The organism is Amycolatopsis bullii, assembly GCF_014654205.1.
GTDB classification, from domain to species: domain Bacteria; phylum Actinomycetota; class Actinomycetes; order Mycobacteriales; family Pseudonocardiaceae; genus Amycolatopsis; species Amycolatopsis plumensis.
This window is the reverse complement of record NZ_BNAW01000055.1, coordinates 14,536-40,808: the sequence shown is the minus strand read 5'-3', so window position 1 is coordinate 40,808 and position 26,273 is coordinate 14,536. Positions and strand designations below refer to the sequence as shown.

Sequence of the window (26,273 nt, the reverse complement as noted above, 5' to 3'; positions counted from 1 at the left end):
CGGGCGGCGGCTCTTTCGCGGGTGCCGGTGTACTGCGAGGTTCGCGCGGGGTCATCGGCGCCGCCGTCCGAACGACGCGACCGCCGCGGCGAGCAGGGCCGAGGCCGCCATCCCGGCGTACTTCCACATCGCGGGCAGCTCACGGGTCGGCACCACCGGATCCGGCGGCAGCCCGTAGACCTCGGGCTCGTCCAGCAGCAGGAAGAACGCGCCGGCGCCGCCGACGCCGTCCTCCGGGTCGTGCCCGTACAGGCGGGCTTCCGCCACGCCCTGCGAGTGCAGGTCCGAAACCCGGCGCTCGGCCCGCTCCCGCAGCTCGTCGAGTTCGCCGAACTGGATGGAGTCGGTCGGGCAGGCCTTGGCGCACGCCGGTTCGAGGCCGTCGTGGAGCCGGTCGTAGCAGAGCGTGCACTTCTGCGCCCGGCCGTCGCCCGGGCGGCGGCCGATGACGCCGTACGGGCAGCCCGAAACGCAGTACCCGCAGCCGTTGCAGATGTCCTGCTGCACCACGACCGTGCCGAACTCGGTGCGGAACAGCGCGCCCGTCGGGCAGACGTCGAGGCAGCCGGCGTGGGTGCAGTGCTTGCACACGTCCGACGCCATCAGCCACCGGAAGTCCGTCCGGCCCTCGGTCCCGGTCTTCGCGCCCGGCAGGTCGAACGAGGGCATGCCCAGGTCTTCGGGCTCCCGCGCCGGCCGTGGCTGCTCGACGAAGGCCACGTGCCGCCACGAGTCCGCGTCGAGGGATCCGGTGTTGTCGAACGACATCCCGAGCAGGTCGAGCCCGTCTTCGGGGACGTCGTTCCACTCCTTGCAGGCGACTTCGCAGGCCTTGCAGCCGATGCACACCGACGTGTCGGTGAAGAACCCGACGCGCGGCGGGTGCCCGGTGTGCCCGGCCTCGCCGGCGACGTCCGGCAGCGGCCCGGAGAGCCGGTTCTCGGTCGTCATCGTCCGTCCTCCGTCTCGTGGCCCGGCTCGACGTGCTCGGTGTCGTGCACGGTGGCGACCCGGGTACCCGTTTCCGGCGTGATGCCCGCCCGCGCGCGGTACTCCGCGAGCAGGGCGAGCAGCTCGGCGCCGCGCGGCCGCCGTCCGGGCCGGACGTCGCAGGTGGCGACCTTGCTCTCCTGGATGAAGACGTTCGGGTCCAGCACCACGCCGAACAGGTCGTTCACGACGTCGCGCGACACGAGCCCGGAGCTGCCCCAGTGGTAGGGCATCCACACCTGGTGCACGACCCGGTCCTGCACCCGCAGCGGCGCCATCCGGTCGGTCACGAACACCCGTGCCTCCACGGCCGCCCGCGCCGTGACGACGTGCGCCCAGCCCAGGTGCGCGAGCCCGCGCAGCTTCGCGAGCTCGGGGGAGACCTCGACGAACAGGTCCGGCTGCAGCTCCGACAGGTACGGCAGCGTCCGGCTCATCCCGCCCGCGGTGTGGTGCTCGGTCAGCCGCGCGGCGGTGAACACGAACGGGAACACCTCGCCGCCGGACTCGGGCGGCGACGGGTGCGACGGGTTGTCGCGGCGGCCGTAGACCTTCCGCGCCGGATTGCCCTGCTGGGTGTAGAAGGGGTTCCGGAACGGCGATTCGTGCGGTTCGTAATGCGCCGGGAGCGGGCCGTCGGCCAGCCCGGTGGGCGCGAACAGCCAGGCCTTGCCGTCCGACTGCATGATGAACGGGTCGTCGCCGCGCAGCGCGGCCGGGCCGACGGCGTCCGGCGGCGGGACGTGGTCCGGCGGCTTGGTCTTCTCGAAGTCCGGGACGTCGTGACCGGTCCATTCACCGGCGTCGGCGTCCCACCACACCAGGGCCTTGCGCTCGCTCCACGGGCGCCCGGCCGGGTCGGCGGACGCGCGGTTGTAGAGCACCCGCCGGTTCAGCGGCCACACCCAGCCCCATTCGCGGGCGTACAGGTCCTGCTCGAAGCGGGACTTGCGGCGCGCGGCCTGGTTGACGCCGTCGGCGTAGACGCCGCTGTAGATCCAGCAGCCGCAGGAGGTGCTGCCGTCGGCCTTGAGCTCGAGGTAGCCGCCGACCTCCTTGCCGGTGGTGAGGTCCTGACCGCTGATCCGCCGCAGCACGTCCTCGGCGGACGGTTCACCGCCGTGCACCTCGTAGTCCCAGGCGAGGTCGAGCACCGGCCGGTCGCGCTCGTCTTCCGAGCCGGCCAGCCGCTCCCGGATGAGCCGGCCCAGATGGTAGAAGAACCACAGCTCCGAGCGCTGGTCCGCGGCCGGTTCGACGGCCTTTTCGCGCCACTGCAGCATGCGCTGGGTCTGGGTGAACGTCCCTTCCTTCTCGACGTGCGAGGCGGCCGGGAAGAAGAAGACCTCGGTGCGGCACTGCTCCGGCACGATCTCGCCGGTCTCGATCTCCGGCGCGTCCTTCCAGAAGGTGGCGCTTTCGATCATCGTCAGGTCCCGGACGACGAGCCAGTCGAGGTTGGCCATGCCGAGCCGCTGCAGCCGGCCGTGCGCCGACCCGACGGCCGGGTTCTGCCCGAGCAGGAAGTAGCCGGAGACCTTGCCGTCGACCATGTCCATGACCGTGCGGTAGGTGCCGTGGTCGCCGTTGATCCGCGGCAGGTAGCCGAAGCAGAAGTCGTTTTCGGCGGTGGCTTTTTCGCCCCAGTACTCCTTGAGCAGCGACACGGTGTAGGCGTCGGCGTTGCGCCAGAAGCCCTTCTGCTTGTCGCCGCGGACGTCGTCCAGGTAGTCGGCCAGCGTGACCTGGTCGGGCGTCGGCATCGGCAGGTAGCCGGGCAGCAGGTTGAACAGCGTCGGGATGTCGGTCGAGCCCTGGATGCTGGCGTGCCCGCGCAGCGCGAACACCCCGCCGCCGGGCCGTCCGATGTTGCCGAGCAGCAGCTGGATGATCGAGCCGGCGCGGATGTACTGGGCGCCGACGCTGTGCTGGGTCCAGCCGACGCTGTAGACGAGCGCGGCGGTGCGTTCCCGGCCGGAGTTGCGGGTCCAGGCGTCACAGACCCGCTGGAAGAGCTCCTTCGGCGTTCCGCAGGTGGCTTCGACCATCTCGGGGGTGTAGCGGGCGAAGTGGCGCTTGAGGATCTGGAACACGCAACGGGGGTGCTGCAGCGTCGGATCGGCGGCGATCTCGTCGCTGCCGCCCTCGAGCACCGGGCCGCCCGAGCCGTGCTGGTCGGACGCCGAGGTCTCCTTGCCGTGCGCGGTGTCCCGCGGCGGCACGTTCTCGTAGTGCCAGGTCGAGGGGTCGTAGGCGGCCTTGGCCTCGTCGTAGCCGCTGAACAAGCCGTCGAGGTCCTCGGTGTCGCGGAAGTCCTCGTGCACCAGGAAGGAGGCGTTGGTGTAGGCGACCACGTACTCGCGGAAGTCCAGGTCGTTGCTGAGGATGTGGTTGATCACCCCGCCGAGGAACGCGATGTCCGTGCCGGCCCGCAGCGGGACGTGGGCGTCGGCGAGCGCGCTCGTCCGGGTGAAGCGCGGGTCGATGTGGAACACCTCGGCGCCGCGGGCCTTCGCCTCCATCACCCACTGGAACCCGACCGGGTGCGCCTCGGCCATGTTCGAGCCCATGATGACGACGCAGTCGGCGTTCTGCAGGTCCTGCTGGTAGTCCGTCGCGCCACCGCGACCGAAGGAGGTCCCCAGACCGGGAACCGTGGCGGAGTGTCAAATCCGGGCCTGGTTTTCGATCTGGATCGCGCCGAGTGCGGTGAAGAGCTTCTTGATCAGGTAGTTCTCTTCGTTGTCCAGGGTGGCGCCGCCGAGGCTGGCCAGCCCCATCGTGCGGCGCAGCGGCTTGCCGCGCTCGTCGGTGTCTTGCCAGCCTTTCCGGCGGGCGTCGAGCACGCGGTCGGCGACCATGTCCATCGCGGTGCCGAGGTCGAGTTCGGTCCACTCGGTGGCGTAGGGCGCGCGGTAGCGGACCTTCTGTTCGCGTTGCGGGCCGGTGACCAGCTGCTTGCTGGCCGAGCCCTTGGGGCAGAGCCGGCCGCGCGAGATGGGGCTGTGCGGGTCGCCCTCGATCTGGACGACCTTTTCGTCCTTGACGAACACCTGCTGCCCGCAGCCGACGGCGCAGTAGGGGCAGATCGACTTGGCCACCCGGTCGGCGCTCGCCGTGCGCGGGGCGAGGGCCTCGGAGTGCGGGGACTCGGCGGCCTTGCCCCGGCCGAGGGGGTCGGTGCCGGTGAGCTGGCGGTAGACGGGCCAGGACTCGAGCCACTTCCGTGGTCCCATGGCACCTCCCGCTCGCGTCACGCCCGGCTACCCGTGGTCTCCCGAGCCTAAACCGGCTCAGCCGATCCCGCCCAGGCAAAGCGCCCCAAGGCCACATTGGGGCGCTTTGCCTGGGTCGGCGGGTCAGGTGGAGAACGGCGAAGAGGCCCCTTCGGCGCGGGTGCGGCCCCGGCGGCCCGCGGCGGCGAGCGGCTGGGCGATGTCCTCCAGGGACTTGCCCTCCGCGTCCACCGCCAGGAACCGGGCCACCAGGCCGCCCGCGATCATCACCGCCGCGCCCAGCAGGTAGCCGATGAACAGGCGGACCGGGTGCTCGCCGGTGCCGATCAGGGCGCCGTAGATCACCGGGCCCAGCGCCCCGAAGCACTGCGCGATGGCGAAGAACACCGCGATCGCCTTGGCCCGGACCTCCAGGGGGAAGATCTCGCTCACCGTCAGGTAGCCCGCGCTCGCGCCGGCGGAGGCGAAGAAGAAGATCACGCACCACGCGATCGTCTGCGTGATCGCGTTGAGCGCGCCCGCGTAGAACAGCACCGCGGTGATCGCCAGCAGCACCCCGGACACGACGTACGTCCCGGAGATCATCTTGCGCCGTCCCAGGGTGTCGAACAGGTGGCCGATCGTGAACGGGCCGACCAGGTTGCCCACCGCGAACGCGATCAGGTAGATCGGCGTCGCCTCGGAGGAGACCCCGTAGAACTTGCCCAGCACCAGCGTGTAGGTGAAGAAGATCGCGTTGTACAGGAACGACTGGCTGATCATCAGCGACGCGCCCAGCACGGCCCTCGACGGGTACTCGCGGAACAGCACCCTGGCCAGCGCCACGTACCCGATCCGCTCGGCCGGGGTCACCTCGATCGCCTTCTTCTCGTCGACCGGCGGCAGGCTGCGGCCGCCGTGCTCGACCTCTTCCTCGATCTGCTTGATCGACTCCTCGGCGGCGTCGGCCTTGCCGTGCATGATCTGCCACCGCGGGCTCTCCGGCAGGTGCCGCCGGACCAGCAGGATCACCAGCCCGAGCACCGGCCCGATGAGGAAGCCCAGCCGCCAGCCCAGGGAGAGGTCCATCCGGTTGAGCAGGATGTAGGTCCCGATCGTGCCCAGCACCGCGCCGGCCCAGTAGGTGCCGTTGACCGCGATGTCCACCCGGCCCCGGTACCGCGCCGGGATCAGCTCGTCGATCGCCGAGTTGATGGCCGCGTACTCACCGCCGATGCCCATGCCGGCGACGAACCTCGTCGCGTAGAGGAAGATGACCCAGCCCGCGCCGTTGCCGAGGGTGAGCGCGGTCAGGCCGCTGCCCACCAGGTAGACGGCCAGCGTCAGCATGAACAGGTTCCGCCGGCCGAGCTTGTCGGAGAGGCTGCCGAAGAACAGCGCCCCGACCACCTCGCCGGCGAGGTAGATCGTCGCCAGCAGCCCGACGGCCGCCGACGACATGTGCAGTGTCTCCGGCTTGGTGAGGGTGTCGGCGACCGCGCTGGCCACCGTGATCTCCAGGCCGTCGAGGATCCAGGCCACCCCGAGGGCGACCACCATCCGGGTGTGGAACGGGGACCAGGGCAACCGGTCGATGCGTGCCGGGATGAGCGTGCGCACCCCGGTGGACGCCGGATCGGGTGTTGCCGCCATGACAACCTCCTTGAGAGCAGATCGCCTGGCGTGACTTCCCCCGGCTCCCCTCGGCGAAACACGATCGGGTCGACTCCCTTGGTCACGGCTTGTGATCATCCGGATACCGTCACTAGCCTGGTGCGCGAGCGGGTCGTGCAGGAGCCGCAGTGCTGGTTCGTGCCGGGCTGTTCCGAAGAGGGGATGTTTCGCGTGGCGTCCTCCGCTTTTCCGACGGGGCGGTTGCGGGTTACGTGCTCGCGCGGGGAGCCGGTGCTCCTGGCGTTGAGCGGTGAGCTGGACGCCGGCACGGCGCTCGTCCTCGTGGGCGCGGTGGCCGCCGCGCTGGCCGGCAGCCCGGAACCCCGGGTGATCGTGCTGGACCTCGGAGAACTGCACTTCCTCGGCGCGGCGGGGGTTCGCGTGCTGGACGCGATGACCGACCACGCGGCCGCCCAGAACGCCCGCCTCCGCGTCGTCACCGGCGGCAACCCGGTGGTGGCCCGCGCACTGCGGCTGACCGGGGCGGCCCGGGTGCTCGACGTCTACCCGGACCGCGACGCCGCGCTGAGCGCCGGCGACGGCCACGAGTTCCTCCGGCTGACCGCCCGGATGTGGAACGCCTGACCGTCCACATCGGACGGCGAGGGAGCATCAGCCGGTCACGGCGCTGTTGACCGCGCCGAAGTCGAGACCGCCCTCCAACGCGGTGTAGGTGCCGTGGTCGAGGAGTTCGGCCGCGGCGCGCCGGGCGACGCCGTAGGCGGCCTGTGCGATCGCCGTGCCGACGCTGATCCGGCGGACACCGACCGCGGCCAGCTCCGCGACGGCCGGCGCGCCCGGCCACACCATGACGTTGACCGGCAGCGGGCTTTCCTGCACGAGAATCTTGAGCGTGTCCAGGTCGACCAGGCCGGGCACGAAGAGGCTGTCCGCGCCCGCGGCGGCGTAGGCGCTCGCGCGGGCCAGGACGTCGTCCAGCCGGCCCTCGGGCGCGCCGATGCCGAACAGGTAGACGTCGGTGCGGAGGTTGATCCACAGCTCGGGCAGGCCGGCCGCCGTCGCCGCTTCGCGGGCCGCGCGGATCCGGCCGCCCTGTGCCGGGGCGTCGAAAAGCGGGCCGCCGGGGGAGGTCGAGTCCTCCAGGTTGATCCCGACCGCGCCGGTCTCGACGACCGCTCGCACGGTGGCCGCGACGTCGTCGTAGCCGCCCTCGATGTCGGCGGTCACCGGGACGTCGACGACCCGCACGATCCGCGCCACTTGTGCGGCCATCTCCTCGCGCGTCAGGCCGTGCCCGTCGGGGCGTCCCGCGGACCAGGCGATCCCGCCGCTGGTGGTGGCGATCGCCGGGGCGCCGGCCCGCGCGATGAGGGCGGCGCTGGCGGCGTCCCAGGCGTTCGGCAGCACCAGGGTGCCCTCGTGCAGGGCACGCAGTTTCTCGGCGAGCTCCCGCCGGTTCGTCGACATTCGTTCGTTCTCCTTATCGGTGTTCAACCGGCCGATGTGGACACACCGGCGGCGATCAGGTGGGTGGCGGCGAAGGCGCGCCAGGGGCGCCAGGCGGCGGCGGAGGGATCGGGTGCGCGCAACGTCGTCTCGAGCGTGCGCTCGGTGGCCGGGAAGGCGTCGGCGTGGCCCAGCCGCAGCGCGATCTCCTGGGCGGTGCTCGGCTCGATGCCGGGCACCGCGGTCAGCGCCGCGGTGCAGTCGGCCAGGCTCGCGCCGGGGTCGAGCAGGTTCTCGTCGGCGGCCACCGCGGAGGCGAACGTGCGCAGCGTCCGCTCGGTCGCCGCGGACAGCCGGGCCGCGGTCAGGTCCGCCTGGGCCAGGGTCGCGGCCGACGGGAACAGGTGGGTGAGGCCGTGTTCGAGGCCCGGCACCGGCCGGCCTGCCGCCTCGACCAGCCCGGCCAGCTGCCGCCGCACCCGCGTGCGGACGCTGTACTGGCTGAGCAGGGCTGTCACGGCGATCTCGAAGGGCCCCCAGGCGCCGGGCACGCGCAGACCGGGCCGGGCGCGCAGCAGCGGGCCGATCACCGGGTCGGCGGCGAGCCCGGCTTCCGCCGGTGCCGGGTCGGCGTCGACGCCGAACATCCGCCCGACGCGGTCGACGACGTGGATGAGGCCTTCCCAGAACGGCATGTGTGCGGTGAGCAGCAGGTGGTCGTCGCTGCCGGGCGTCACCTCGATGACGCCCGCCTCGCCGTCGAGGCTGATCGTGCGGCGGTAGACGCCGTCTCGCACCGACTCCACGCCGGGGACCGCACGCTCGGCCAGGAACGCGCTCAGTGCCTCCCAGTGCAGGGGCGGGGAGAACGGCAGCCGCATCATCAGCCCGCCGTCCGCGGCGAGCCGGTCGGCCTTGCGGCGCCGGTTGCGCAGCTCGACCGGGGCTGCCCGGAAGACCAGTTTCATGTCCCGGTTGAACTGGCGGAGGCTGCCGAACCCGGACGCGAACGCGATGTCGGCGACGGTCAGGTCGGAGTCGTCGAGCAGGCGGCGCGCGAAGTGCGCCCGCCGCGAACGGGCCAGCCCGTCCGGCGTCACGCCGAGGTGGTCACGGAAGAGCCGGCGCAGGTGCCGGGGCGACACCGCCAGCCGCGCGCCGAGGGCCGCCTCGGTCCCGGTGTCCAGCACCCCGGCGATGATCAGCTGCACCGCGCGGCAGACCAGCTCCGGCGCGTCGGCGGCGACCGGGCCGGCGACGCGGTACGGGCGGCAGCGCAGGCAGGCCCGGAACCCCGCCGCCTCGGCCCCGGCGGCCAGCTCGAACGTCTTCACGTTCTCCGCGAGCGGCTTCGCCCCGCACCCGGGACGACAGTAGATGCCCGTCGTGACCACGGCCGAGAAAGTCGTCATGTCCTCAGGTGTAGGCGATCCGCCCCGGCCGGCGCTAGCCGGATCCGGACATGACCGTGGGCCAGGCGCGCACCCGCGCCAAGACGTGTCCGGATCCGACCGGACGCGGGCACCGCGAGTCCCGACGGCGTGTGCCGACCTCGCCGGGCGGTCAGTGGGCCGGGCCCTGGGGCAAACGCTTCCACAGCGCGAGGTTCCCGCTCGGCAGTGTGGGCGGCCTGGGCGAGGCGCTGAATCCACCACCCGGCGCGCGGATGCCGGACCTGGCCGGTGGCTCGGGCGAGCTGCTGTGCACCTGGGCCCGCGATCACCGCATCACCACAGCCGCGCGCGGAACTCACCGCCGCTTCGGCGCGCCACGCCCGGTACCAACGCGGTCGGGGGAGTCCCGGTGATGTGGCCACGCGCTTCGCCCGCCGCATCACACCATCGGCCGATCACCGCCACCGAACCAGCGACACCGGTCGTGGGCGGTGCTCGGCTGTGCTTCCTTGAAGCGGTGCCTCCGCTTCGTGTCGCTCATGCGTTGACCGGCTTGGCTGTGTCCGCGGGCGTCGCGACACTGGCCTTCGCCGGTCCGGTCGGACCGCCGGGCGTGCGGTCCGCCGCGCCCGCGTCCGCGACGCTGGTACAGCTGACGGAGTCACCGGTCGATGTGCTGGGTCTCGAGGCCTACACCGGCCGGTACGGGGTGGCGGAGTCCGCCGGTGCCGGTGAGGCCGACAACGGCGACTTCGGCGACCCGGACGGGATGTTGCGCAGGATCGGCTTGGCCACGAGGCAGGCCCGGACTGCTGCCGACCCGGCCAAGAACTGGGCGCAGGCGCAGCTGACGTCGCTCGAGGTGAAGGCCGGGAGGAAGCCGTTCCTCAAGGTGGCCTCGCTCGATTCCCACGCCGAGTGCGTGCCGCCGCCGGTCGGGCCGTGGGCGCTGGCGTACAACCGCACCGACAGCGGCATGATCCAGGTGCTCGGGCACCTCGTGCGTCCCGGCCGCACCGAGCTGAGCGTGACCGGTGCCGAGCTCGGGGCCGCCGGGATCGGCAAGAGCACTCTGACGCTGGTGGTGACACCGTTCCAGGACCCGGCCGCGCAGAGCCGTCAGGGCTACGCCCGGGCCGGCTTGGACATCGTCGTCACCGCGGTGCTGAAGGACAAGGACGGCAGGCCGGTGTACGACGGTCCGGTGATGTTCCTGCGCCTCGGCGAAGTCGAGGCGCAGTGCACTTCCCGGCCGCCGACGTCCTCGACGACTTCGGCCACCTCGACGTCTTCGACGACCTCGGCCACTTCGGCCACCTCGACGGCGGGTTCTTCAGCTTCCGCGACGATCTCGATGACGACCGGTTCTTCCGGCGCCACGACCACTCCGGGCGGTGCTGCGTCCCCGCCGTCCAGCGGCGGGCCGGCCGGCCGGCTCCCGGGAACCGGCATCGGCGCACTGCCCGCGCAGGCGGTCGTGCTGCTGGTTCTGCTCGGGGCCGGGCTGCTGTTGCTCGCTTCGGCGCGGAAACGGGACAGCCGCTGACCCCGGACGGCGCTCGGCACGACGTCACGTTCCGGGCAAGTGCGCCGACAGCAGCCAGGCCGGTGCCGACTTGCGGCCGTTGCCCTCGTCCCGGACGTCGCTGCCGGCGAAGTCCGAGAAGTCCGGGAAGTTCTCGGGGACGGCGGCGTGGATGCGGGCCGGCCGGATCTCGTCGATCGTCCAGTACGCACCGACCACTTCCCGCAGCTCGTCCGCCGACACCGGGTTGACCTTGCCCGACGGCACGGTCGCGCTGTCGAACACCAGCACGAAATAGGACGCGCCGGGCGCCGCGGCACGCACGATCGATTCCTGGTACCCGCGGCGCGCCTCGATCGGCATCGAGTGGAACAGCGTGCTGTCGACGACGGTGCCGAAACGGCCGTCGTAGCCGGTGAACGTGCTGATGTCGGCGACCGCGAAGCCGGCGTTGGGCAAGCCCCGCCGGGTGGCTTCCGCCCGCGCGAGTTCGATCGCTGTCGGCGACAGGTCCAGGCCGACCGTCGTGAAGCCCCGTTCGGCGAGGTGGAGCGACGTCGCGCCTTCGCCGCAGCCGGCGTCGAGGATCTCTCCGTGGAAGGCGCCCGCATCGATGAGCGCGGCGATCTCGGGCTGCGGTTCGCCGAGGCTCCACGGCGGACGCAGGCCTGGCCCCATCTCGGGCGCCTCGCGCCGATAGGCGGATTCGAACAACGCGTCGCGGGGTGAGTTCGTCATGCAGCCCAGAGTGTCAACCGGGTTGATATATGTCAACATGGTTGACATGGAAGGTGTTCGCGACGAGCCGCTCGGCTACCTGCTGCACCGGGTGACGTCGGCCTTGCGCGCCGAGGTGGCCGCCACCGTGCTCGAGCCGTCGGAACTGGCGGCGCCGGAGTACTTCTGCCTGCGGATGCTGTCGCAGTCGCCGAAGTCCAACGCCCAGCTGGCCCGCGAGGCCCAGGTGTCGCCGCAGGCGATGAACAAGGTGGTTCGCGAACTGCAGGAGCGCGGCCTGGTGACGCGGCCCGCCACGGTGCCGGCCGGGAGGTCGTTGCCCGCCACGCTGACGCGCGCGGGCGCGGCCCTGCTGGCCCGCCTCGAACCCGAGGTGGCCGAGGCGGAGGATCGGGTACTGGCCAACCTCGGCGAGCCGGAGCGGCGTGAGCTCCGGCGGCTCCTCGTCGCGGTCGGCGAGGTGCGGCCCCGGCGGGGACCCGCGGCTTGAGGGCTTCAGGCCTCGGGATTCCCCAGGACACCGGGCCGGAACGGCTCGACTCCGACCACGTGGCGAACGCTTGTCGGCTCGACGAGGATCTTGACCCGCCGCTCGCCGGGGATGCGCCATTCGAAATGGTCGGTTCCGGCGTACTTCTCCGCCAGCCGGTCGATGCAGCGATCCGCCTCGTCGCCCTCGATGAATTCGACCGCCCGGCCACGGATCACCACTCGGTCGTAGGGATCGTCCTTTTCCACGGCGGAAAGCGACACCCGAGGATCGCGGCGCAGGTTTTCTTCCTTCACCCGGCCGACCGCGGTGTTGAACACGATGTGGTCGCCCTCGACGTCGACCCACATGGGCGACACGTGCGGCGAACCATCCCCGTTCACGGTGGCCAGGTGCCAGATGTTCGCCGCCGCAACCCTCGCCCTGACCTGCTCGCTCAACGCGCCCACGTGGCCCCCTCCGGCAAAGTCGTGATCAGGACACGATCGTCGCGCGGGCGGTCATCGGTGTCACCCGCTGTCGTGCCCTGCTGCAGGGGTCCTCGTGCGCCAGGCCGGCTCAGCGACCGGTGCTGCCGTCGATCAGCTCACGGAGGATGTCGGCGTGCCCGGCGTGGCGGCCGGTCTCCTCGATCAGGTGGACCAGCGCCCAGCGCATCGAGGGCGCGGTGCGGCCGGGGCGCGCCACCGGCCGGCTCAGGTCGGTGCAGGCGTCGATGACGGTGTTCGCCCGCTCGCACGCCGCGCGGTAGTCCGCCACGACCGAGCCGACGGTCTCGTCCGGGCGCGGCCGGAACGTGCCGGGCCAGTCGGCGACGTCCTCGCCGAGGAAGGTGAACCGTTCGACGTGCGCCAGGTGCCGGACCAGGCCCAGCAGCGACGTGCCGGACGGGACGCCGGGCGTCCGGACCGCGGGTTCCGGGACGTCCTCGGCCTTGGCGGCGACCGCGGCCCGCAGGTGGTCGAGGAAGCCGCGCAGCACGTCCTTTTCGGACGGTCCGGTGCGTGGGGGCGGGGTGTCCCGCCGCCGGGTTCGGGGCATCGTGGGTCCTTTCAGCGCGTGCGGCGGATCAGCAGCAGGTGGTCGACGACGTCGGCGGTCTGCCCGCCGGGTCCGGTGGCGCGGCGGGGGAGCGTGTCGGCGCGCTCCACGGTCCACCGCGCCGGATCGAGCGACGGCGCCGTCAAGGGCGGGCAGGAATCCGGGTTCCGGCTCCACGACCACGGAGCGACGGACCCGTGCTCGACGACCAGCAGCCGGCCGCCGGGGGCGAGCGCCGCCGCGGCCTGCCGCAGCAGGTGCTCGCGGGGGAGCGGGAAGGACGTGTGCAGGTAGTGCGCCGCGACGAGGTCGAACGGGCCCGCCGGGAACGTCGCGGCGAGGTCGTGCCGTTCGGTGGTGATCAGGTCCGCGAGCCCGGCCTCCCCGGCGCGGTGATCGAGGTGGGCGAGGGCGACCGCGGAGATGTCGGCGGCGGTGACGCGCCAGCCGCGCCGGGCCAGCCACAGCGCGTCCCCGCCGGCGCCGGACCCGAGGTCGAGGGCCCGTCCTGGCGGCCACCCGGAACCGACTTCGACGAGCCGGGCGTTGGCGTGCGGCTCACCGTCCGGGAGGTGGGCCGCGTGGTGACCGTCCCAGAACCGGGCCGCTTCGGTGGTCGGTGTCGTCATGGGCCCACTCTGACCCGGCCAAGGCGAAGTCGGCACGCTTTCTTGCGGTTCCGGCAAGATGGCCGGGTGAGCGATGACTTCGAGGACGTGCTGCACGCGGTCGGTCCGCGGCTGCGGGCGCTGCGCCGGAACCGCGGGATGACGCTCGCCGACGTGGCCGCCGCCACCGGGGTGTCGGAGAGCACGCTGTCCCGGCTGGAGAGCGGGCAGCGGCGGGCGAGCCTGGAACTGCTGCTGCCGCTGGCCCGCGCCTACGGCGTCCCGCTCGACGACCTCGTCGGCGCGCCCCGCACCGGCGACCCCCGCATCCACCTGACGCCGATCCACCGCCACGGCATGACGTTCGTGCCGCTGTCCCGGCGGCCCGGCGGCATGCAGGCCTACAAGATGATCATTCCCGGTGCGGATCCGCCGCCGGTCCCGGACCACCGGACCCACGAGGGGCACGAATGGCTGTACGTGCTCCACGGCCACCTGAGGCTGGTGCTCGGCGAGCACGACCTGGTGCTGCCGCCGGGCGAGGCGGCGGAGTTCGACACGACGATTCCGCACTGGCTGGGCAGCGCCGACGGGAAGGCCGTCGAACTGCTCATCCTGTTCGGCCGCCAAGGCGAACGCGCTCACCTGCGCGCCCGCGCACGCTGACGAACGCCTCGAGTCCCCGGCACGCCCGGCGCCCGGTTCTGTACATCCCGGGCGGGACCCCGGACAGTGTGATGCCATGACCGGAGAAGAGATCGTGCTCGGACCGCTGCCCAAGGGCATCACCCCGGCCGGGGAGGGGAAGGTGTGGAACGTGCTCGGCCACACCTACGCCATGAAGGCCGCCAGTGCGTCGAGCTTCGCCTTCGAAACCCTCGATCCGCCCGGGACCGGGGTGCCGCCGCACGTGCACCCCACCCAGGACGAGCACATCTACGTCCTGGAGGGCGTCTTCACCCTCTACCTCGACGGCGAGTGGACCACCGCCGGCCCCGGGGACACCGTGCGGATGCCGAAGAACCTCCCGCACGCCTACTACAACCGCAGTGAGGCCGTCACCCGGGCGCTGTTCTGGGTGAGTCCCGCCGGGCGGCTCGCGCAGCTGTTCGACCGGCTGCACGACCTGGCCGATCCGGCCGAGGTGGTGCGGCTTTCGGCGCTGCACGACGTCGACTTCCTGCCCCCGGGGTCGGTGGAAGGGGCCTGAGGTCAGCGGCAGAAGGCCGTGTCCACCGCGGACACCACCGCCTGCGCCGCCTGGTCGGTGTCGCCGAAGGTGCCCGGCAGCGCCGTCACCGCCAGGCCGACCGAACGGCCGTCGTCGGTGGCTCCGCCGCGGGTTTCGAACCCGTGGATGTCGCCGCCGTGGCCCCAGTACACGCCGCCGCAGCTGAGGGGGACGCTGAACAGGCCCAAGCCGTAACGCCAGCCCGGCAGCAGTGGTGCGTCGACCGTCTTGCGCATCTCGGCCAGCTGGGGTGCCGGCAGCAGCCGGCCGTCCAGCAGGGCACGGGAGAACTGCGCGAGGTCGCCGGGGGTCGAGATCAGCTGGCCCGCCGCCCAGCCCCACGACGGGTCCAGTTCGGTCACGTCGACCACGTCGCCGCCCGAGCGCGCGTAGCCCTGCGGGTGCGGGCCCCGGATGGTCTCGTCGCCGGCCTGCGGCCAGTACGTGTTGCGCAGGGCCGCCTTCCGGATCACCCGCGAAGTGATCTGCTCCGCCACCGGACGCCCGGTCACCCGCTCGATCAGCAGGCCCGCCAGCACGTAGTTCGTGTTGCTGTACTCCCACTTCGTGCCGGGCGCGAACTTCGCCGGGTGGGCGAACGCGACGGCCAGCAGCTCGTGGGGCTGGAAGTACCGGTGCCGCAGCTTCGCGATGTCCTCGAGCCCGAGGTACTCGGTGTAGTTCGGCAGCCCGCTGGTGTGCTGCAGCAGCTGCCGGACGGTGATCGACGACCCGCCGGGTACCAGGCCGGGCAGGTACCGCTCGATCGGCGCGTCCAGCGCCACCTTGCCCTCGGCCACCAGCTGCAGCACCACGACCGCGGTGAACGTCTTCGTGTTGCTGCCCGCCCGGACCCGCCCGTCGGCGGGCACCGGGACCCGGCCGCCGAGCCGCGCCGAGCCCGCGACCAGCGAGTCCGTGCGACCGCCGCGGCTCACCGAGGCGAGCGCCGCCGGAAACTGCCCCACCAGCGCGTCGAGCTGCTCCTGGAGGGCGGCGTTCCGCGGTTTCGCGTCGGCCGCCGCGGCCGTCCCGCACAGCAGTCCCGCCACGGTCACCATCGTCACGAGTGCGCGCATTTCCCTGCTCCTTCCACCGGAATCGGACATCGCCCACGATGCCGGGATCCGGCGCGAAGATCAGGAGTGCAGGCCACCGAAGGCGGGGTAGCGCCAGCGCTACCCCGCGCCGATCGCCCCCGGCCCGGGTCTGTCCTAAGCGGACTCCTGGCGCAGCACCGGCAGCGACGAAGCCAGTGCTCCCGTCGCCACTCCCGCGCCGACGCCCGCCCAGGCCAGGGGGCCGAGCGGGGTGCAGCCGAAGAACTGGCTCACCCCCGGCGTCTGGACGATCGCCGCCAGGGCGAGGGCCGAACCGACCGCCGTGCCGATCACCAGGGGGCTGCTGCGGCGGCCGCGCAGGGTCTGGGCCAGCTGGGTGCCGACCAGGCCGCACAGGGCCATCGTGCTCGTGCGGCGCACCGTTCCCGGGGTGAACCGCCCGATCAGCCACGCCGTCGTCGCGCCGACGCCCGTCGTCACGCCGCGGCTGGTGATCGCGCGGTTCAGGCCCTGGCCGAGACCGCCCGGAGCACTGTCGTCGTCGGGGCGCGTCACCGCCACCGCCATCGCCGGGAACAGGTCGGTCAGCAGGTTGACCAGCAGCAGCTGGCGGGTGCCCAGCGGCGAGTCGCCCGACAACAGCGTGCCCAGCACCGAGAAGCCGATCTCGCCCGCGTTGCCGCCGACCAGGATCATCACCGCGTCGGACACACTGCGCCACAGCGCGCGGCCCTCCGCCACCGCCTCCAGCAGCACGGTCAGGTCCTCGTCGGTCAGCGCGACGTCGGCCGCGGTGCGGGCGGCGGTCGAGGCCCGGGCGCGCACGCCGATGCCGACGTCCGCGGCGCGGATGGCCGCCGCGTCGTTCGCGCCGTCGCCGACCATCGCCGTGACCCGCCCGGCCTCGCGCAGTGCCTCCACGACCTGCAGCTTCTGCTCCGGCGCGACGCGGGCGATCACGCCGGCGCCGGAGAGCAGCCGGGCCCGGCCGGCCCGGTCGAGGGCGGCCAGCTCGTCCCCGGTGACGACCGGGGCGTCGGACGGCCAGCCGAGCGAAGTGGCGATGGCCCGCGCGGTGTTCGGGTGGTCGCCGGTGAGCATCACGGGTGCCACGCCGGCCTCGCGCAGCCCGGTGATCAGCGGCCCGGCCGTCGGCCGCAGCGTGTCGGCCAGCCCGAGGAAGCCGAGGAACTCCAAGCCCGCCAGCACTTCTTCGTCGTCGAGCGACGGCGACGTCTTCCGGGACGCCACGGCCAGCACCCGCAATCCCTTGTCCGCCAGCGCTTCCGCGGCGCGAGCCAGCTCCTCCGCGCGGGCGCAGGCGGGCAGCACGACCTCCGGGGCGCCCTTGACGACCAGCGTCACATCGCCGTCCCCCTCGCGGCCGACGGTCGCCGAATAGCCCCGGTTCGCCTCGAACGGCTGCCCGGCGAGCTCGGTCCAGCCCTCGTCCGGGCCGGCGGCGTCGAGCACGGCGTGGTCGGTGGCGTGGGCCCGCACGTGGGGGTCGTCGAGCGTGCCCGGGCACGCCCGTGCGGCGGCCCGCACCACGACGTCTTCAGGGCCCGGTTCTCGCGCTTCGCCGTCGGGTCCGGTCGTCGTCACCACGCGCAGCCGGTTTTCGGTCAGCGTGCCCGTCTTGTCGAAGCACACGACGTCCAGGCGCCCCAGCGCTTCCAGGGCCCGCGGCGCGCGCACGAGGATGCCGCGCGCGGACAGCCGCCGGGCCGCCGCCCGCTGGGCCACGGTGGCCACGAGCGGCAGGCCTTCGGGCACCGCCGCGACGGCGATCGCGACCCCGCCGGCCAGGGCCCGGCGCAGCGGACGGCCGCGGATCGCCGAGAGGCCGGTGACGAGCGCGCCGCCGAGCATGGTCAGCGGGAGGGCGCGGCGGGTGAGGTCCTGCAGCCGCGCCTGGATGCCGGCCGCGGCGGCGGTGCGGGTGGCCAGCTCGACCGCCCGGCCGGCCACGGTCTCCGAGCCGACCGCGACGACCACCGCGGTGCCTTCGCCGCTGACCACCGTGGTGCCGGCGAAGACCAGGCAGCTGCGCTCGGCGACCGGCGCGCCCGGCACCGGGCCGAGCTGCTTGGCGACCGGCAGGGACTCGCCGGTCAGCGCGGACTCGTCCGTCTCGAGGTCGCCCGCGGTCAGCAGCCGGGCGTCGGCGGGAACGACGTCGCCGACGCGCAGTTCGATCCGGTCGCCCGGTTCGAGGGCCCGCGCGTCGACGACCTTGCCGCCTTCACGCCGGGCCCGCTGCCGCTCGCCGTGCTGCAGTTTCGCCAGTGCGCGGCGGCCGCGGAACTGCTGGGCGCCGCCGACGAACGCGTTCAGGCCCATCGCCGCGGCCACCAGCAGCGCGTCCACCGGCGAGCCGACCACCGCGGACGCGACCGCGCCGAGGGCCAGCACCGGGGTCAGCGGGTCGTTCAGCTCGGCGACGACGTCGGCGGCGAGCCCGGTCCCGAACCGGACCGGCGCGGCGGCCGGGTGCCGGGCCACCGCACCCGCCGCCGCGCGCACCCGCCGGGTGGCCAGCTCCCAGTTCGTGGGTGCGGGCTCCGCGTCCGCGAGGCGCCGGAGGACCTCCTCGCCGGTCAGCTCGTGCCAGGCGATCCGGGTCCGGCCGGCCGGGGGCCGGGCGGCGGCCACCCGCACCGCGGCGAGCGTGCCCATCGCCAGCCCGGTCAGCCCGCCGAGCAGCACCGGGTCCAGCCGGGGCACCACCGGCACCAGCGCCCGGCGGCCGCGCGACACCAGCAGCAGGCCGCCGATCAGGCCGCCCGCGGTCGCCACCCGGGTGGCCCGCTTGCCGTTCACCCGCGCGGCACCCGCCGCCCGCAGGACCCGCCAGACGCCGGTCAGCCCCGGCCGGACGACGAGGTCGGCGCCCCACAGCACCGGCGCGTTCCGGTCGGCGAGTGCGACGCAGAGGTCGCCGGCGAGCAGGCCCGCCACCTCGTCGCAGTGCGGTGCGCACGCCGACGGCGGCCGCCCCACGGTGAGCACGACCCGGCCTTCGTCCTGCAGCCGCGTCACCAGCCCGAAGAACGGCTCTTCGGCGACGTCGTCGGCGAGCGCCGCGAACTCGCCGAGCCGGTCGCGGGCGCCGTCGCCGACGATGACCACCCGCGCGTCGGCCCGGCGGGCCGCGTCCAGCACGGCTTCGGCGTGCGGGTCCAGGCCGTCCTCGCCGTGCAGCGCGTCGGCGTGCAGCACGACGGTGTCCACAGTGTCCAGTGCCTTGAGCCGGTCCGGGTCGCGGACGAGCACGCCTTCGCGGGCGAACGCGGTGCCCATCGCGGTGTGGAACGCGGTGTCGGCGAACCGGGCGGGCATCGGCGACGCCGCGAGGAACGCTTCGGCGGCTTCGCGGGGGTTGCGGCGCACCAGCAGGTCGGCCAGCGCGGCGAGCAGGCCGCCGCCGACGGCGTTGCGGGCGTAGTCCTCCATGGGGATCCGGACCCGCCGCTCCGCCGGCGTCACGCCGAGGCTGGGCCGCTCCGGCGAGCAGAGGTCGTCGTGGTGGGCGTCGAACGCGGTGAGCCGGGCGATCGCCTCGGTGAGCTGCCCGGTGCGCAGGAGCGCGTCCAGCACCAGTTCGAGGGGATCCTGGCTCAGCCCGCGCACGGCGGCGGACACGCCCGCGCGCGCCAGTTCGGCCGTGTACCAGCCGAACCGCTCGTCGAGCGCGGCACGGACGGCCGGGTGTTCGCGCGCCGCGGACACGGCGGCGCGCACGGCCGGGTGCAGCCGCGTCGTCCGGCTGCCGACCGACACGGCCAGGCCGGCGACGTCCATCGCGAGGGCGAGCGCGGCCGTCCGCACGCCGTAGGTGTCGCCGGGGTGGGCCGGGGCGGAGTCACCGGGCTCGGCCGGGGCCAGCCCGTGCCGCCCGCAGCGGTCGGTGATCCGGTCGAGGACGCGGTCGGCGGCGGCCTCCTCGGCCAGGTGGAGGACGACGCTGCCGAGCCCGCCGTCCCAGTAGGCGCCGGCGACGTCGGCGTCCGCGGCCAGCTCGGCGGCGAACGCGGCGCCGTCCGGGCGGTCTCCAGCAGGGCGCAGGGGAACGTGCAGCCGTCGTCCCGCGCGCCAGACGGCGGAGCGCGGACCCGCGGCGTTGCGCACGACCCGCGCGGCCCGCACCGCGGTGCGGCTGCTCGTCCGCGCGGCTTCCGCCGCGGTCCCGGTGGCGCCCGCGGCCAGTTCCCCGGCGAGCGGCCCGATCGCCGAAACTGCCTTTTTCGCTTGCCGCGTCACGAGAACGGGGCCGACCAGGGCCAGCGCCATCCCCGCCTTCGTCGCCGCGAACACCCCACCGAGCACTCCGACCTCCGCCCGTCGATCCGGTCCGTTCGGCGTTCCCCGGTGGCCGGCGGCCAAACCGCCCGATCGCGCGACACCCTTGAACCCCGGCGGAGCCCGCCCGTACCCTCGCGCGGGTGACGGGGTCGTTCTGGTGGGACCTGCTGATCGGCGTCGCGGCCGCGCTGGTGGTCGCGTGGGCCGCCCTCGTCGTCGCGCTCGTGATCGTCCGGCCGCGCGGCGGGCTGCTCCGGGAAGCGCTGCGGCTGCTGCCGGACGTGCTGCGGCTCGTCCGCCGGCTGGCCGCGGACAAGTCGCTGCCGCGCGGGGTGCGGATCCGGCTCGGGCTGCTGCTGGCCTACCTCGCGCTGCCGATCGACCTGGTGCCGGACTTCATCCCGGTGCTCGGGTACGCCGACGACGCGATCATCGTCAGCGCCGTCCTGCGCTCGGTCGTGCGCCGCGCCGGGCTCGAGGCCGTGCGGGCCCACTGGCCCGGGACCGACGACGGGTTCGCCGCCCTCACCCGCCTCACGAGGTTGCCTTGACGTGCACGTCAACCGCTAGCTTCCGCTGAGTGAAGTTCGGAATCAGTTACAGCACCCCCTTCTTCGGCTCCGACCCGGAAGTGCTCGCCGGGTTCGCCCGGGACGCCGAGGAGTGCGGGTTCGAGTCGATTTATCTGCCGGAGCACATCGCGCTGTACCCGGGTGCGCAGATCGGGCCGATGGCGCTGCCGCCGTCCCTGCCGTACGCGGACCCCTTGGAGTGCCTCGGCTTCCTCGCCGCCGTCACCAGCCGCATCCTGCTGGGCACCGGCGTCTTGCTGCTGCCCTACCACCACCCGGTGGTGCTCGCCAAGCGCCTGGCCACCGTCGACGTGCTGTCGGGCGGCCGCATGCGGCTGCTCACGGTCGGCGTCGGCGCGCTGCCCGGCGAGGCCCGGGCGGCCGGCGTCGACTTCGCCACCCGCGGCCGCCGGGCGGACGAGGCCATCGACGTCCTGCGGCTGCTGTGGGCGGGTGGCGAAGAGGGCGTCGGCTACGACGGCGAGTTCTTCTCCTTCGAGGGAGTCTGCAGCTACCCGAAACCGGTCGGGGTCCGCACGCTGCCGATCCACGTCGGCGGATCGAGCCCGGCGGCAGCGCGCCGGGCCGGCCGGCGCGGTGACGGCTACTTCCCCGGCGGTGCGCTCACGGCGGACGAGCGCCGCCGTCAGTTCGAGCTCGTCCGGGCCACCGCGAGCGATCCGGAGAACATCGAGTACACGCGCTGGGGCACGCTCGACATGTCCACAGAGGACGTCGAGGAGCTGGCCCGGCAAGGGGTGACCCGCATCGTCGTGACGCCGGGCACGGCCGAGCCCGCGGAAAGGCGGGCGGAGCTCGCCGGGTTCGCCGAGCGGTTCGGCCTCAGCTGACGTCGTCCACCAGGGACTCGATGCCCGGCGGCAGGCTCGCCCGCCGGGCCCGGTCGGCCACGAACCCCGCGATCGCGGCCCGCAGCGCGCGGACCGCCCGGGTGGGTTCCAGGTCGGCGCGGTGGGCCAGCTGCACCACGCGCGTCATCCCGGCGTCCGGCGTGAACCGGGTCATCCGGAACTCCTCGCCCGCCACCGTGCTCGGGACCACCGCGGCGCCGACGCCCGCGCGGACCAGCTCCAGCACCGCGTCCATCTCGCCGCCCTCGATCGCGAACGACGGCTCGAACCCGGCCGCGCGGCAGGCGTTGACCGTCGCCTCCCGGACGTCGTAGCCGCGGCGGAACATCACCAGCGGGACGTCGGCGAGCCCGGCGATGCCGAGGCGGTCACCCGCCACCGGCGCGTCCGGGGCGGAGATCACCACCAGCTCCTCGAGCAGCAGCGGGGTCGCGGCGAGGCCGGCGTCGGCGGTCGTCCGGGCGCCCGCGAGCAGGGCCAGGTCGAGCGCGCCTTCGGCCAGCCGCTGCCGCAGGTCGCCCGACCCGCTTTCGTGCAGTTCCAGCTGGATGCCCGGGTACCGGCGGCGGAACGCGGCGAGCATCGCGGGCAGCAGGCCCGTGCACAGGCTCGGCGGCGCACCGAGCCGGACGCGGCCGCGGTCGAGCTCGGCCAGCTCCCGGATGGCCAGCCGCGCGGTTTCGGTGTCGGCGAGGATCCGGCGCGCGATCGGCAGCAGGGTTTCCCCGGCCTCGGTGAGGGTGACGTTGCCGCGGATCCGGTGGAACAGCGGCGCGCCGAGATCGTGTTCGAGGGCGCGGATCTGCTGGGACAGCGACGGCTGCGCCACCCGCACCTGCTCGGCGGCGCGGGTGAAGTGCCGGTGCTCGGCGACGGCCACGAAGTAGGCGAGTTGCTGGAATTGCATAGCCTCAGCCTATCGACAACAGAGTAATCATGTCTTTGACCTCTGGTCGAGGCGCTCCTAACGTCGAGTTGGTGGTGAACACGCTCGCCCCGCACCGGCGCTCCGCCGTCCGGCGCTTCTGGGCTTCGACGATCGGCAAGAAGGCCGTCATGGCGGTCAGCGGCCTGTTCCTGCTCGCCTTCGTGTTCGCGCACATGGTCGGCAACCTCAAGACGTTCCTCGGCGCCGGCGACCTCAACCACTACGCCGGCTGGCTGCGCACGATCGGCGAACCGGTGCTGCGCCGCGAATGGTTCCTCTGGATCCAGCGCGCGGTCCTGCTCGTCGCGCTGGTCCTGCACGTCACCGCGGCGGTGCAGCTGGCCCGCCGCGACCGCCGCGCGCGGCCGGTCCGGTACGCCCACCGGCCGCCGTCGCACGGGACGTTCGCGGTGCGGACCATGCGCTGGGGCGGCGCGACGCTCGCGCTGTTCGTCGTCTGGCACATCCTCGACTTCACCGTCGGCGCGGTGAACCGGGACTTCGTCCCCGGCGACCCGTACCACAATCTCGTCGCGGACTTCCGGGTCTGGTGGGTGAACCTGATCTACCTGACCGCGCTCGCGATGCTGGGCCTGCACATCCACCACGGCTTCGCCAGTGCCGCGCGCACGCTCGGCGTCACCCGCCCGCGGCGGGAGCGGGCGATCAAGATCTTCGGCAGCACGACGGCGGTCGTGGTCGCGGGCGGCTACGCCCTCGTCCCGATCGCGATCATGACGGGACTGGTGCAGTGAAAACCGATTACCGCGTGGGCGACCCGATCGCCGACACCCAAGCCCCTGCCGTTCCGCTGGAACACCGCTGGGACGAACGGAAGTTCGCCGCGAAGCTGGTGAACCCGGCGAACCGGCGACGGCACCGGGTGATCGTCGTGGGCACCGGGCTGGCCGGCGGCTCGGCCGGCGCGACGCTGGCCGAGCAGGGCTACCACGTCGTGCAGTTCTGCTTCCAGGACTCCCCGCGCCGCGCGCACTCCGTCGCGGCCCAGGGCGGCATCAACGCCGCCAAGAACTACCGCAACGACGGCGATTCGGTGTACCGGCTCTTCCACGACACGGTCAAGGGCGGCGACTTCCGGGCCCGCGAGTCCAATGTGTACCGGTTGGCGCAGGTCTCGGCGCAGATCATCGACCAGGCCGTGGCCCAGGGCGTGCCGTTCGCCCGCGAGTACGGCGGCCTCCTGGACACCCGGTCCTTCGGCGGCGTGCAGGTGCAGCGGACGTTCTACGCGCGCGGCCAGACCGGCCAGCAGCTGCTGATCGGGGCGTACCAGGCGCTGTCCCGGCAGATCGACGCCGGGAACGTCGAACTGCACGCGCGTACCGAGATGCTCGACCTGGTCGTCGCCGACGGCCGGGCGCGCGGCATCGTCGCGCGCGACCTGATCACCGGCGAAATCACCACGCACCTCGCGGACGCCGTCGTGCTCGCCACCGGCGGGTACGGCAACGTCTTCTACCTCTCGACGAACGCGAAGGGCTCCAACGCGACCGCGACCTGGCGGGCGCACAAGCGCGGCGCCTACTTCGCGAACCCGTGCTTCACCCAGATCCACCCGACGTGCATCCCGCGCTCCGGCCAGCACCAGTCGAAGCTGACGCTCATGAGCGAGTCGCTGCGCAACGACGGCCGCATCTGGGTCCCGAAACGGCCGGGCGACCCGCGGCCGCCGGGCGAGATCCCCGAGGACGAGCGCGACTACTACCTCGAACGCCTCTACCCGAGCTTCGGCAACCTCGTGCCGCGAGACATCGCTTCGCGGGCGGCGAAGAACGTGTGCGACGCCGGGTTCGGCGTCGGACCCGGTGGCCTGGGCGTCTACCTCGACTTCGCCGACGCGATCGCGCGGCTGGGACGTCCGGCGATCGAAGCCCGCTACGGCAACCTCTTCGAGATGTACCAGCGCATCACCGCGGAAGACCCGTACGCGGTGCCGATGCGGATCTACCCGGCCATCCACTACACGATGGGCGGGCTCTGGGTGGACTACGACCTGCAGAGCACGATCCCCGGGCTGTTCGTGATCGGCGAGGCCAACTTCTCCGACCACGGCGCCAACCGGCTCGGCGCGTCGGCGCTCATGCAGGGGCTCGCCGACGGCTACTTCGTGCTCCCCGCCACGGTGAACGACTACCTCGGCGGCACGCGGCTCGACGAGGTCCCCGCGGCCGCGGTCCGCGAAGCGGAGACCGAGGTGCGTGCCCGGATCTCCCGGCTGCTGGCGGTGCGGGGGACGCGGTCGGTCGACTCGTTCCACCGCGAGCTGGGCCTGCTGATGTGGGACCACTGCGGGATGTCCCGCACCCGCGAAGGCCTGCGCAAGGCCCTCGACCGGGTGCCGGAACTGCGGGCGGAATTCTGGCGGGACGTCCGGATCCCCGGTGGCGGGGAGTTCAACCAGGAACTCGAAAAGGCTCATCGAGTGGCCGACTTCCTGGAACTGGCCGAGCTCATGCTCGTCGACGCACTCGCCCGCGAGGAGTCGTGCGGCGGGCACTTCCGCGAAGAACACCAGACGGCTTCGGGGGAGGCGTTGCGGGACGACGAGCACTTCGCCCACGTCGCCGCGTGGGAGTACGGCACCGAGCCGGTGCTGCACCGCGAAGAACTGGTTTTCGAACACGTCCACCCGACCCAGCGGAGCTACACGTGAAACTCACCGTCCGCGTCTGGCGGCAGGCCGGACCGGCCGCCGAAGGCCGGCTCGTCGCCTACCCCGTCGACGGCATCAGCCCGGACATGTCGTTCCTGGAAATGCTGGACGTGCTGAACCAGCGGCTGATCGAGGACGGCGACGAACCGGTGGCGTTCGACCACGACTGCCGCGAGGGCATCTGCGGCTCGTGCGGCGTGGTGATCGACGGCCGGGCGCACGGCCCCGAGCGCACGACGTCCTGCCAGCTGCACATGCGCTCCTTCGCCGACGGCGACGTCATCGACGTGGAACCGTGGCGCGCGGCGGGGTTCCCGATCGTCAAGGACCTGGTCGTCGACCGCTCGGCGCTCGACCGGATCGTCCAGGCGGGCGGGTACGTCAGCGCACCGACCGGCAGCGCGCCGGACGCCCACGCGACCCCGGTCCCCAAGCCGGACGCGGACCTGGCCTTCGACAACGCGACGTGCATCGGCTGCGGCGCCTGCGTGGCGGCGTGCCCGAACGGCTCGGCGACGCTGTTCACGGCGGCGAAGGTGACCCACCTGAGCCTGCTCCCGCAGGGCGGCCCGGAGCGCGCGAGCCGGGTCCTCGACATGGTGGACGCGATGGACGCCGAGGGCTTCGGCGGCTGCACCAACACCGGCGAATGCGTGGCGTCGTGCCCGAAGGGGATTCCGTTCGCGAGCATCGCGACGCTGAACCGGGAGTACCTGGCCGCGGCTCGGTCCGGGAGGTCAGAACCCCGGTAGCAGGACGGCGAACCGGCGGCGGCCGCGCGGGGTGATCCGCAGCTCGCGGTCTTCCCGGCCGCGGCGGACGAGGCCGCCGGACAGGAAGGCCTCCAGGACTTCGTGGCCGAGGACGCCGCCGAGGTGGGGGACGCGGTGGGTCCGGTCGAGGCAGGCGGTGGCCGGCCGCCGTCGGCCGGGGTCGACCTCCGACGGCGAGACGCCGAGGTCTTCGAACGCCGAGAGGTCGTCACCCAGGGCCACGTCCGGTGTGGAACCGTCCGGCGGCCGCAGGGCTCCCCGCGAAACGAGCAGCGCGAACACCGACACGCCCAGGCGTCCCGCCGTGTGGTCGTAACACGTGTGCGCGAGGTCCGCGCCCGACTCGGCGCGATCCGGCGGCGCGATCTCCTCCTTGCCGGCGTAGTGGGCGAGGGCGGTGAGCACCCCGAGGAGGTCTTCGCGGCCGACGCGGTACACGGCGTGCCGCCCGGTGTGCTCGACCGTCACGAGCCCGGCCGCCCGGAGCCGGGCCAGGTGGTTGCCCAGCCGGGGCGCGGTGACGCCGAGCGCGTCGGCCAGCTGCACCATCGTGTGCGGGCCTTCCGCGGCCAGCACCTGCAGTGCCGTGAGCCGCACCGGGTCGGCCAGTTCGCGCGTCAGCTCGACGATCGCGCCCTGGACGGCGTTGCCCGCATCGACCAGCCCGCCCATCACCGTTCCTTTCCGACGCGCGCGAGCCTAGCACGCTTCACGAGTACGTGAATGATGTTTGCACGTGACCGGCCGCGGCAATACCCTTCACGTCATCGTGAAG

Annotated in this window: 23 protein-coding genes; 10 read left to right on the top strand and 13 right to left on the bottom strand. The window is 73.2% G+C overall.

Annotation, left to right across the window (positions count from 1 at the left end; all coding sequences use genetic code 11):
• Positions 1-51 precede the first annotated feature (51 nt).
• The 3 genes from IE317_RS37935 to IE317_RS37920 form a co-directional block, all read right to left on the bottom strand.
• Positions 52-951 carry a 4Fe-4S dicluster domain-containing protein gene (locus IE317_RS37935; RefSeq protein ID WP_191316195.1) on the bottom strand — a complete coding sequence of 300 codons (900 nt, stop codon included), beginning with the start codon at positions 949-951 and terminating at the stop codon, positions 52-54.
• Positions 948-4,226 carry a formate dehydrogenase gene (gene fdh, locus IE317_RS37930; protein ID WP_229903130.1) on the bottom strand — a complete coding sequence of 1,093 codons (3,279 nt, stop codon included), beginning with the start codon at positions 4,224-4,226 and terminating at the stop codon, positions 948-950. The genes IE317_RS37935 and fdh overlap by 4 nt, the downstream gene beginning before the upstream one ends.
• 123 nt (positions 4,227-4,349) lie before the next feature.
• Positions 4,350-5,858, bottom strand: a complete 1,509-nt coding sequence (locus tag IE317_RS37920; RefSeq protein ID WP_191316192.1) for an MFS transporter — start codon at positions 5,856-5,858, stop codon at positions 4,350-4,352.
• A gap of 252 nt (positions 5,859-6,110) precedes the next feature.
• Between IE317_RS37920 and IE317_RS37915 the strand changes: the two genes are divergently transcribed.
• Positions 6,111-6,464: an STAS domain-containing protein gene (locus IE317_RS37915; RefSeq protein WP_191316191.1), complete on the top strand. Its 354-nt coding sequence runs from the start codon at positions 6,111-6,113 to the stop codon at positions 6,462-6,464.
• Positions 6,465-6,491: 27 nt separating this feature from the next.
• Here IE317_RS37915 and IE317_RS37910 read toward each other — a convergent pair whose 3' ends face one another.
• Together IE317_RS37910 and IE317_RS37905 are read right to left on the bottom strand one after the other, a co-directional pair.
• The gene (locus IE317_RS37910) at positions 6,492-7,307 is read right to left on the bottom strand and encodes an isocitrate lyase/PEP mutase family protein (protein WP_191316190.1); all 816 of its coding nucleotides are present in this window, start codon (positions 7,305-7,307) and stop codon (positions 6,492-6,494) included.
• A gap of 23 nt (positions 7,308-7,330) precedes the next feature.
• A complete protein-coding gene (locus tag IE317_RS37905; protein ID WP_191316189.1) occupies positions 7,331-8,698 on the bottom strand; it encodes an AlkA N-terminal domain-containing protein in 1,368 nt (455 codons plus the stop codon).
• Positions 8,699-9,233: 535 nt separating this feature from the next.
• On the opposite strand from IE317_RS37905, the gene IE317_RS37900 reads away from it, so the two are divergent.
• On the top strand, positions 9,234-10,226 hold the full coding sequence (locus tag IE317_RS37900; RefSeq protein ID WP_191316188.1) for a hypothetical protein: 993 nt from the start codon (positions 9,234-9,236) through the stop codon (positions 10,224-10,226).
• Positions 10,227-10,250: 24 nt separating this feature from the next.
• On the opposite strand, the gene IE317_RS37895 is transcribed toward IE317_RS37900, so the two are convergent.
• Entirely contained in the window at positions 10,251-10,943 is a 693-nt protein-coding gene (locus IE317_RS37895; protein WP_191316187.1) for a class I SAM-dependent methyltransferase, read from the bottom strand.
• Between the two features lie 46 nt (positions 10,944-10,989).
• Between IE317_RS37895 and IE317_RS37890 the strand changes: the two genes are divergently transcribed.
• Entirely contained in the window at positions 10,990-11,433 is a 444-nt protein-coding gene (locus IE317_RS37890) for a MarR family winged helix-turn-helix transcriptional regulator (RefSeq protein ID WP_191316186.1), read from the top strand.
• A gap of 5 nt (positions 11,434-11,438) precedes the next feature.
• Here the strand turns inward: IE317_RS37890 and IE317_RS37885 are convergent, their stop codons facing one another.
• The 3 genes from IE317_RS37885 to IE317_RS37875 all read right to left on the bottom strand — a co-directional run bounded on the left by IE317_RS37885 (position 11,439) and on the right by IE317_RS37875 (position 13,103).
• Positions 11,439-11,882, bottom strand: coding sequence for a PPOX class F420-dependent oxidoreductase (locus IE317_RS37885; protein ID WP_191316185.1), 444 nt, complete (start codon positions 11,880-11,882; stop codon positions 11,439-11,441).
• Positions 11,883-11,991: 109 nt separating this feature from the next.
• Positions 11,992-12,474, bottom strand: a complete 483-nt coding sequence (locus IE317_RS37880) for a DinB family protein (RefSeq protein WP_191316184.1) — start codon at positions 12,472-12,474, stop codon at positions 11,992-11,994.
• Between the two features lie 11 nt (positions 12,475-12,485).
• A complete protein-coding gene (locus tag IE317_RS37875; RefSeq protein ID WP_191316183.1) occupies positions 12,486-13,103 on the bottom strand; it encodes a class I SAM-dependent methyltransferase in 618 nt (205 codons plus the stop codon).
• Between the two features lie 66 nt (positions 13,104-13,169).
• On the opposite strand from IE317_RS37875, the gene IE317_RS37870 reads away from it, so the two are divergent.
• Both IE317_RS37870 and IE317_RS37865 read left to right on the top strand, forming a co-directional pair.
• The gene (locus IE317_RS37870; protein ID WP_191316182.1) at positions 13,170-13,748 is read left to right on the top strand and encodes a helix-turn-helix domain-containing protein; all 579 of its coding nucleotides are present in this window, start codon (positions 13,170-13,172) and stop codon (positions 13,746-13,748) included.
• A gap of 76 nt (positions 13,749-13,824) precedes the next feature.
• Complete coding sequence (locus tag IE317_RS37865; RefSeq protein WP_191316181.1) at positions 13,825-14,292, top strand: cupin domain-containing protein; 468 nt, start codon at positions 13,825-13,827, stop codon at positions 14,290-14,292.
• A 2-nt stretch (positions 14,293-14,294) separates the two neighbouring features.
• Here IE317_RS37865 and IE317_RS37860 read toward each other — a convergent pair whose 3' ends face one another.
• Both IE317_RS37860 and IE317_RS37855 read right to left on the bottom strand, forming a co-directional pair.
• Positions 14,295-15,392, bottom strand: coding sequence for a serine hydrolase domain-containing protein (locus IE317_RS37860; RefSeq protein ID WP_191316180.1), 1,098 nt, complete (start codon positions 15,390-15,392; stop codon positions 14,295-14,297).
• A 135-nt stretch (positions 15,393-15,527) separates the two neighbouring features.
• A complete protein-coding gene (locus IE317_RS37855) occupies positions 15,528-19,703 on the bottom strand; it encodes a cation-translocating P-type ATPase (RefSeq protein WP_191316179.1) in 4,176 nt (1,391 codons plus the stop codon).
• A gap of 116 nt (positions 19,704-19,819) precedes the next feature.
• Between IE317_RS37855 and IE317_RS37850 the strand changes: the two genes are divergently transcribed.
• Complete coding sequence (locus IE317_RS37850) at positions 19,820-20,230, top strand: YkvA family protein (RefSeq protein WP_191316178.1); 411 nt, start codon at positions 19,820-19,822, stop codon at positions 20,228-20,230.
• Positions 20,231-20,259: 29 nt separating this feature from the next.
• Positions 20,260-21,102, top strand: a complete 843-nt coding sequence (locus tag IE317_RS37845; protein ID WP_191316177.1) for a TIGR03619 family F420-dependent LLM class oxidoreductase — start codon at positions 20,260-20,262, stop codon at positions 21,100-21,102.
• On the opposite strand, the gene IE317_RS37840 is transcribed toward IE317_RS37845, so the two are convergent.
• The gene (locus IE317_RS37840) at positions 21,095-22,030 is read right to left on the bottom strand and encodes a LysR family transcriptional regulator (RefSeq protein WP_191316176.1); all 936 of its coding nucleotides are present in this window, start codon (positions 22,028-22,030) and stop codon (positions 21,095-21,097) included. The genes IE317_RS37845 and IE317_RS37840 overlap by 8 nt on opposite strands.
• Before the next feature lie 71 nt (positions 22,031-22,101).
• Here IE317_RS37840 and IE317_RS37835 point away from each other — a divergent pair, with 71 nt between their 5' ends.
• The 3 genes from IE317_RS37835 to IE317_RS37825 are packed head-to-tail and all read left to right on the top strand — an operon-like array spanning position 22,102 to position 25,477.
• Positions 22,102-22,806, top strand: a complete 705-nt coding sequence (locus tag IE317_RS37835; protein ID WP_191316175.1) for a succinate dehydrogenase cytochrome b subunit — start codon at positions 22,102-22,104, stop codon at positions 22,804-22,806.
• Positions 22,803-24,725: a fumarate reductase/succinate dehydrogenase flavoprotein subunit gene (locus tag IE317_RS37830; RefSeq protein ID WP_191316174.1), complete on the top strand. Its 1,923-nt coding sequence runs from the start codon at positions 22,803-22,805 to the stop codon at positions 24,723-24,725. The genes IE317_RS37835 and IE317_RS37830 overlap by 4 nt, the downstream gene beginning before the upstream one ends.
• Positions 24,722-25,477, top strand: a complete 756-nt coding sequence (locus tag IE317_RS37825; RefSeq protein WP_191316173.1) for a succinate dehydrogenase/fumarate reductase iron-sulfur subunit — start codon at positions 24,722-24,724, stop codon at positions 25,475-25,477. The genes IE317_RS37830 and IE317_RS37825 overlap by 4 nt, the downstream gene beginning before the upstream one ends.
• Here IE317_RS37825 and IE317_RS37820 read toward each other — a convergent pair.
• Positions 25,463-26,170, bottom strand: a complete 708-nt coding sequence (locus tag IE317_RS37820; RefSeq protein ID WP_191316172.1) for an ArsR/SmtB family transcription factor — start codon at positions 26,168-26,170, stop codon at positions 25,463-25,465. The two genes, IE317_RS37825 and IE317_RS37820, sit on opposite strands and share 15 nt — an antisense overlap.
• Positions 26,171-26,273 lie beyond the last annotated feature (103 nt).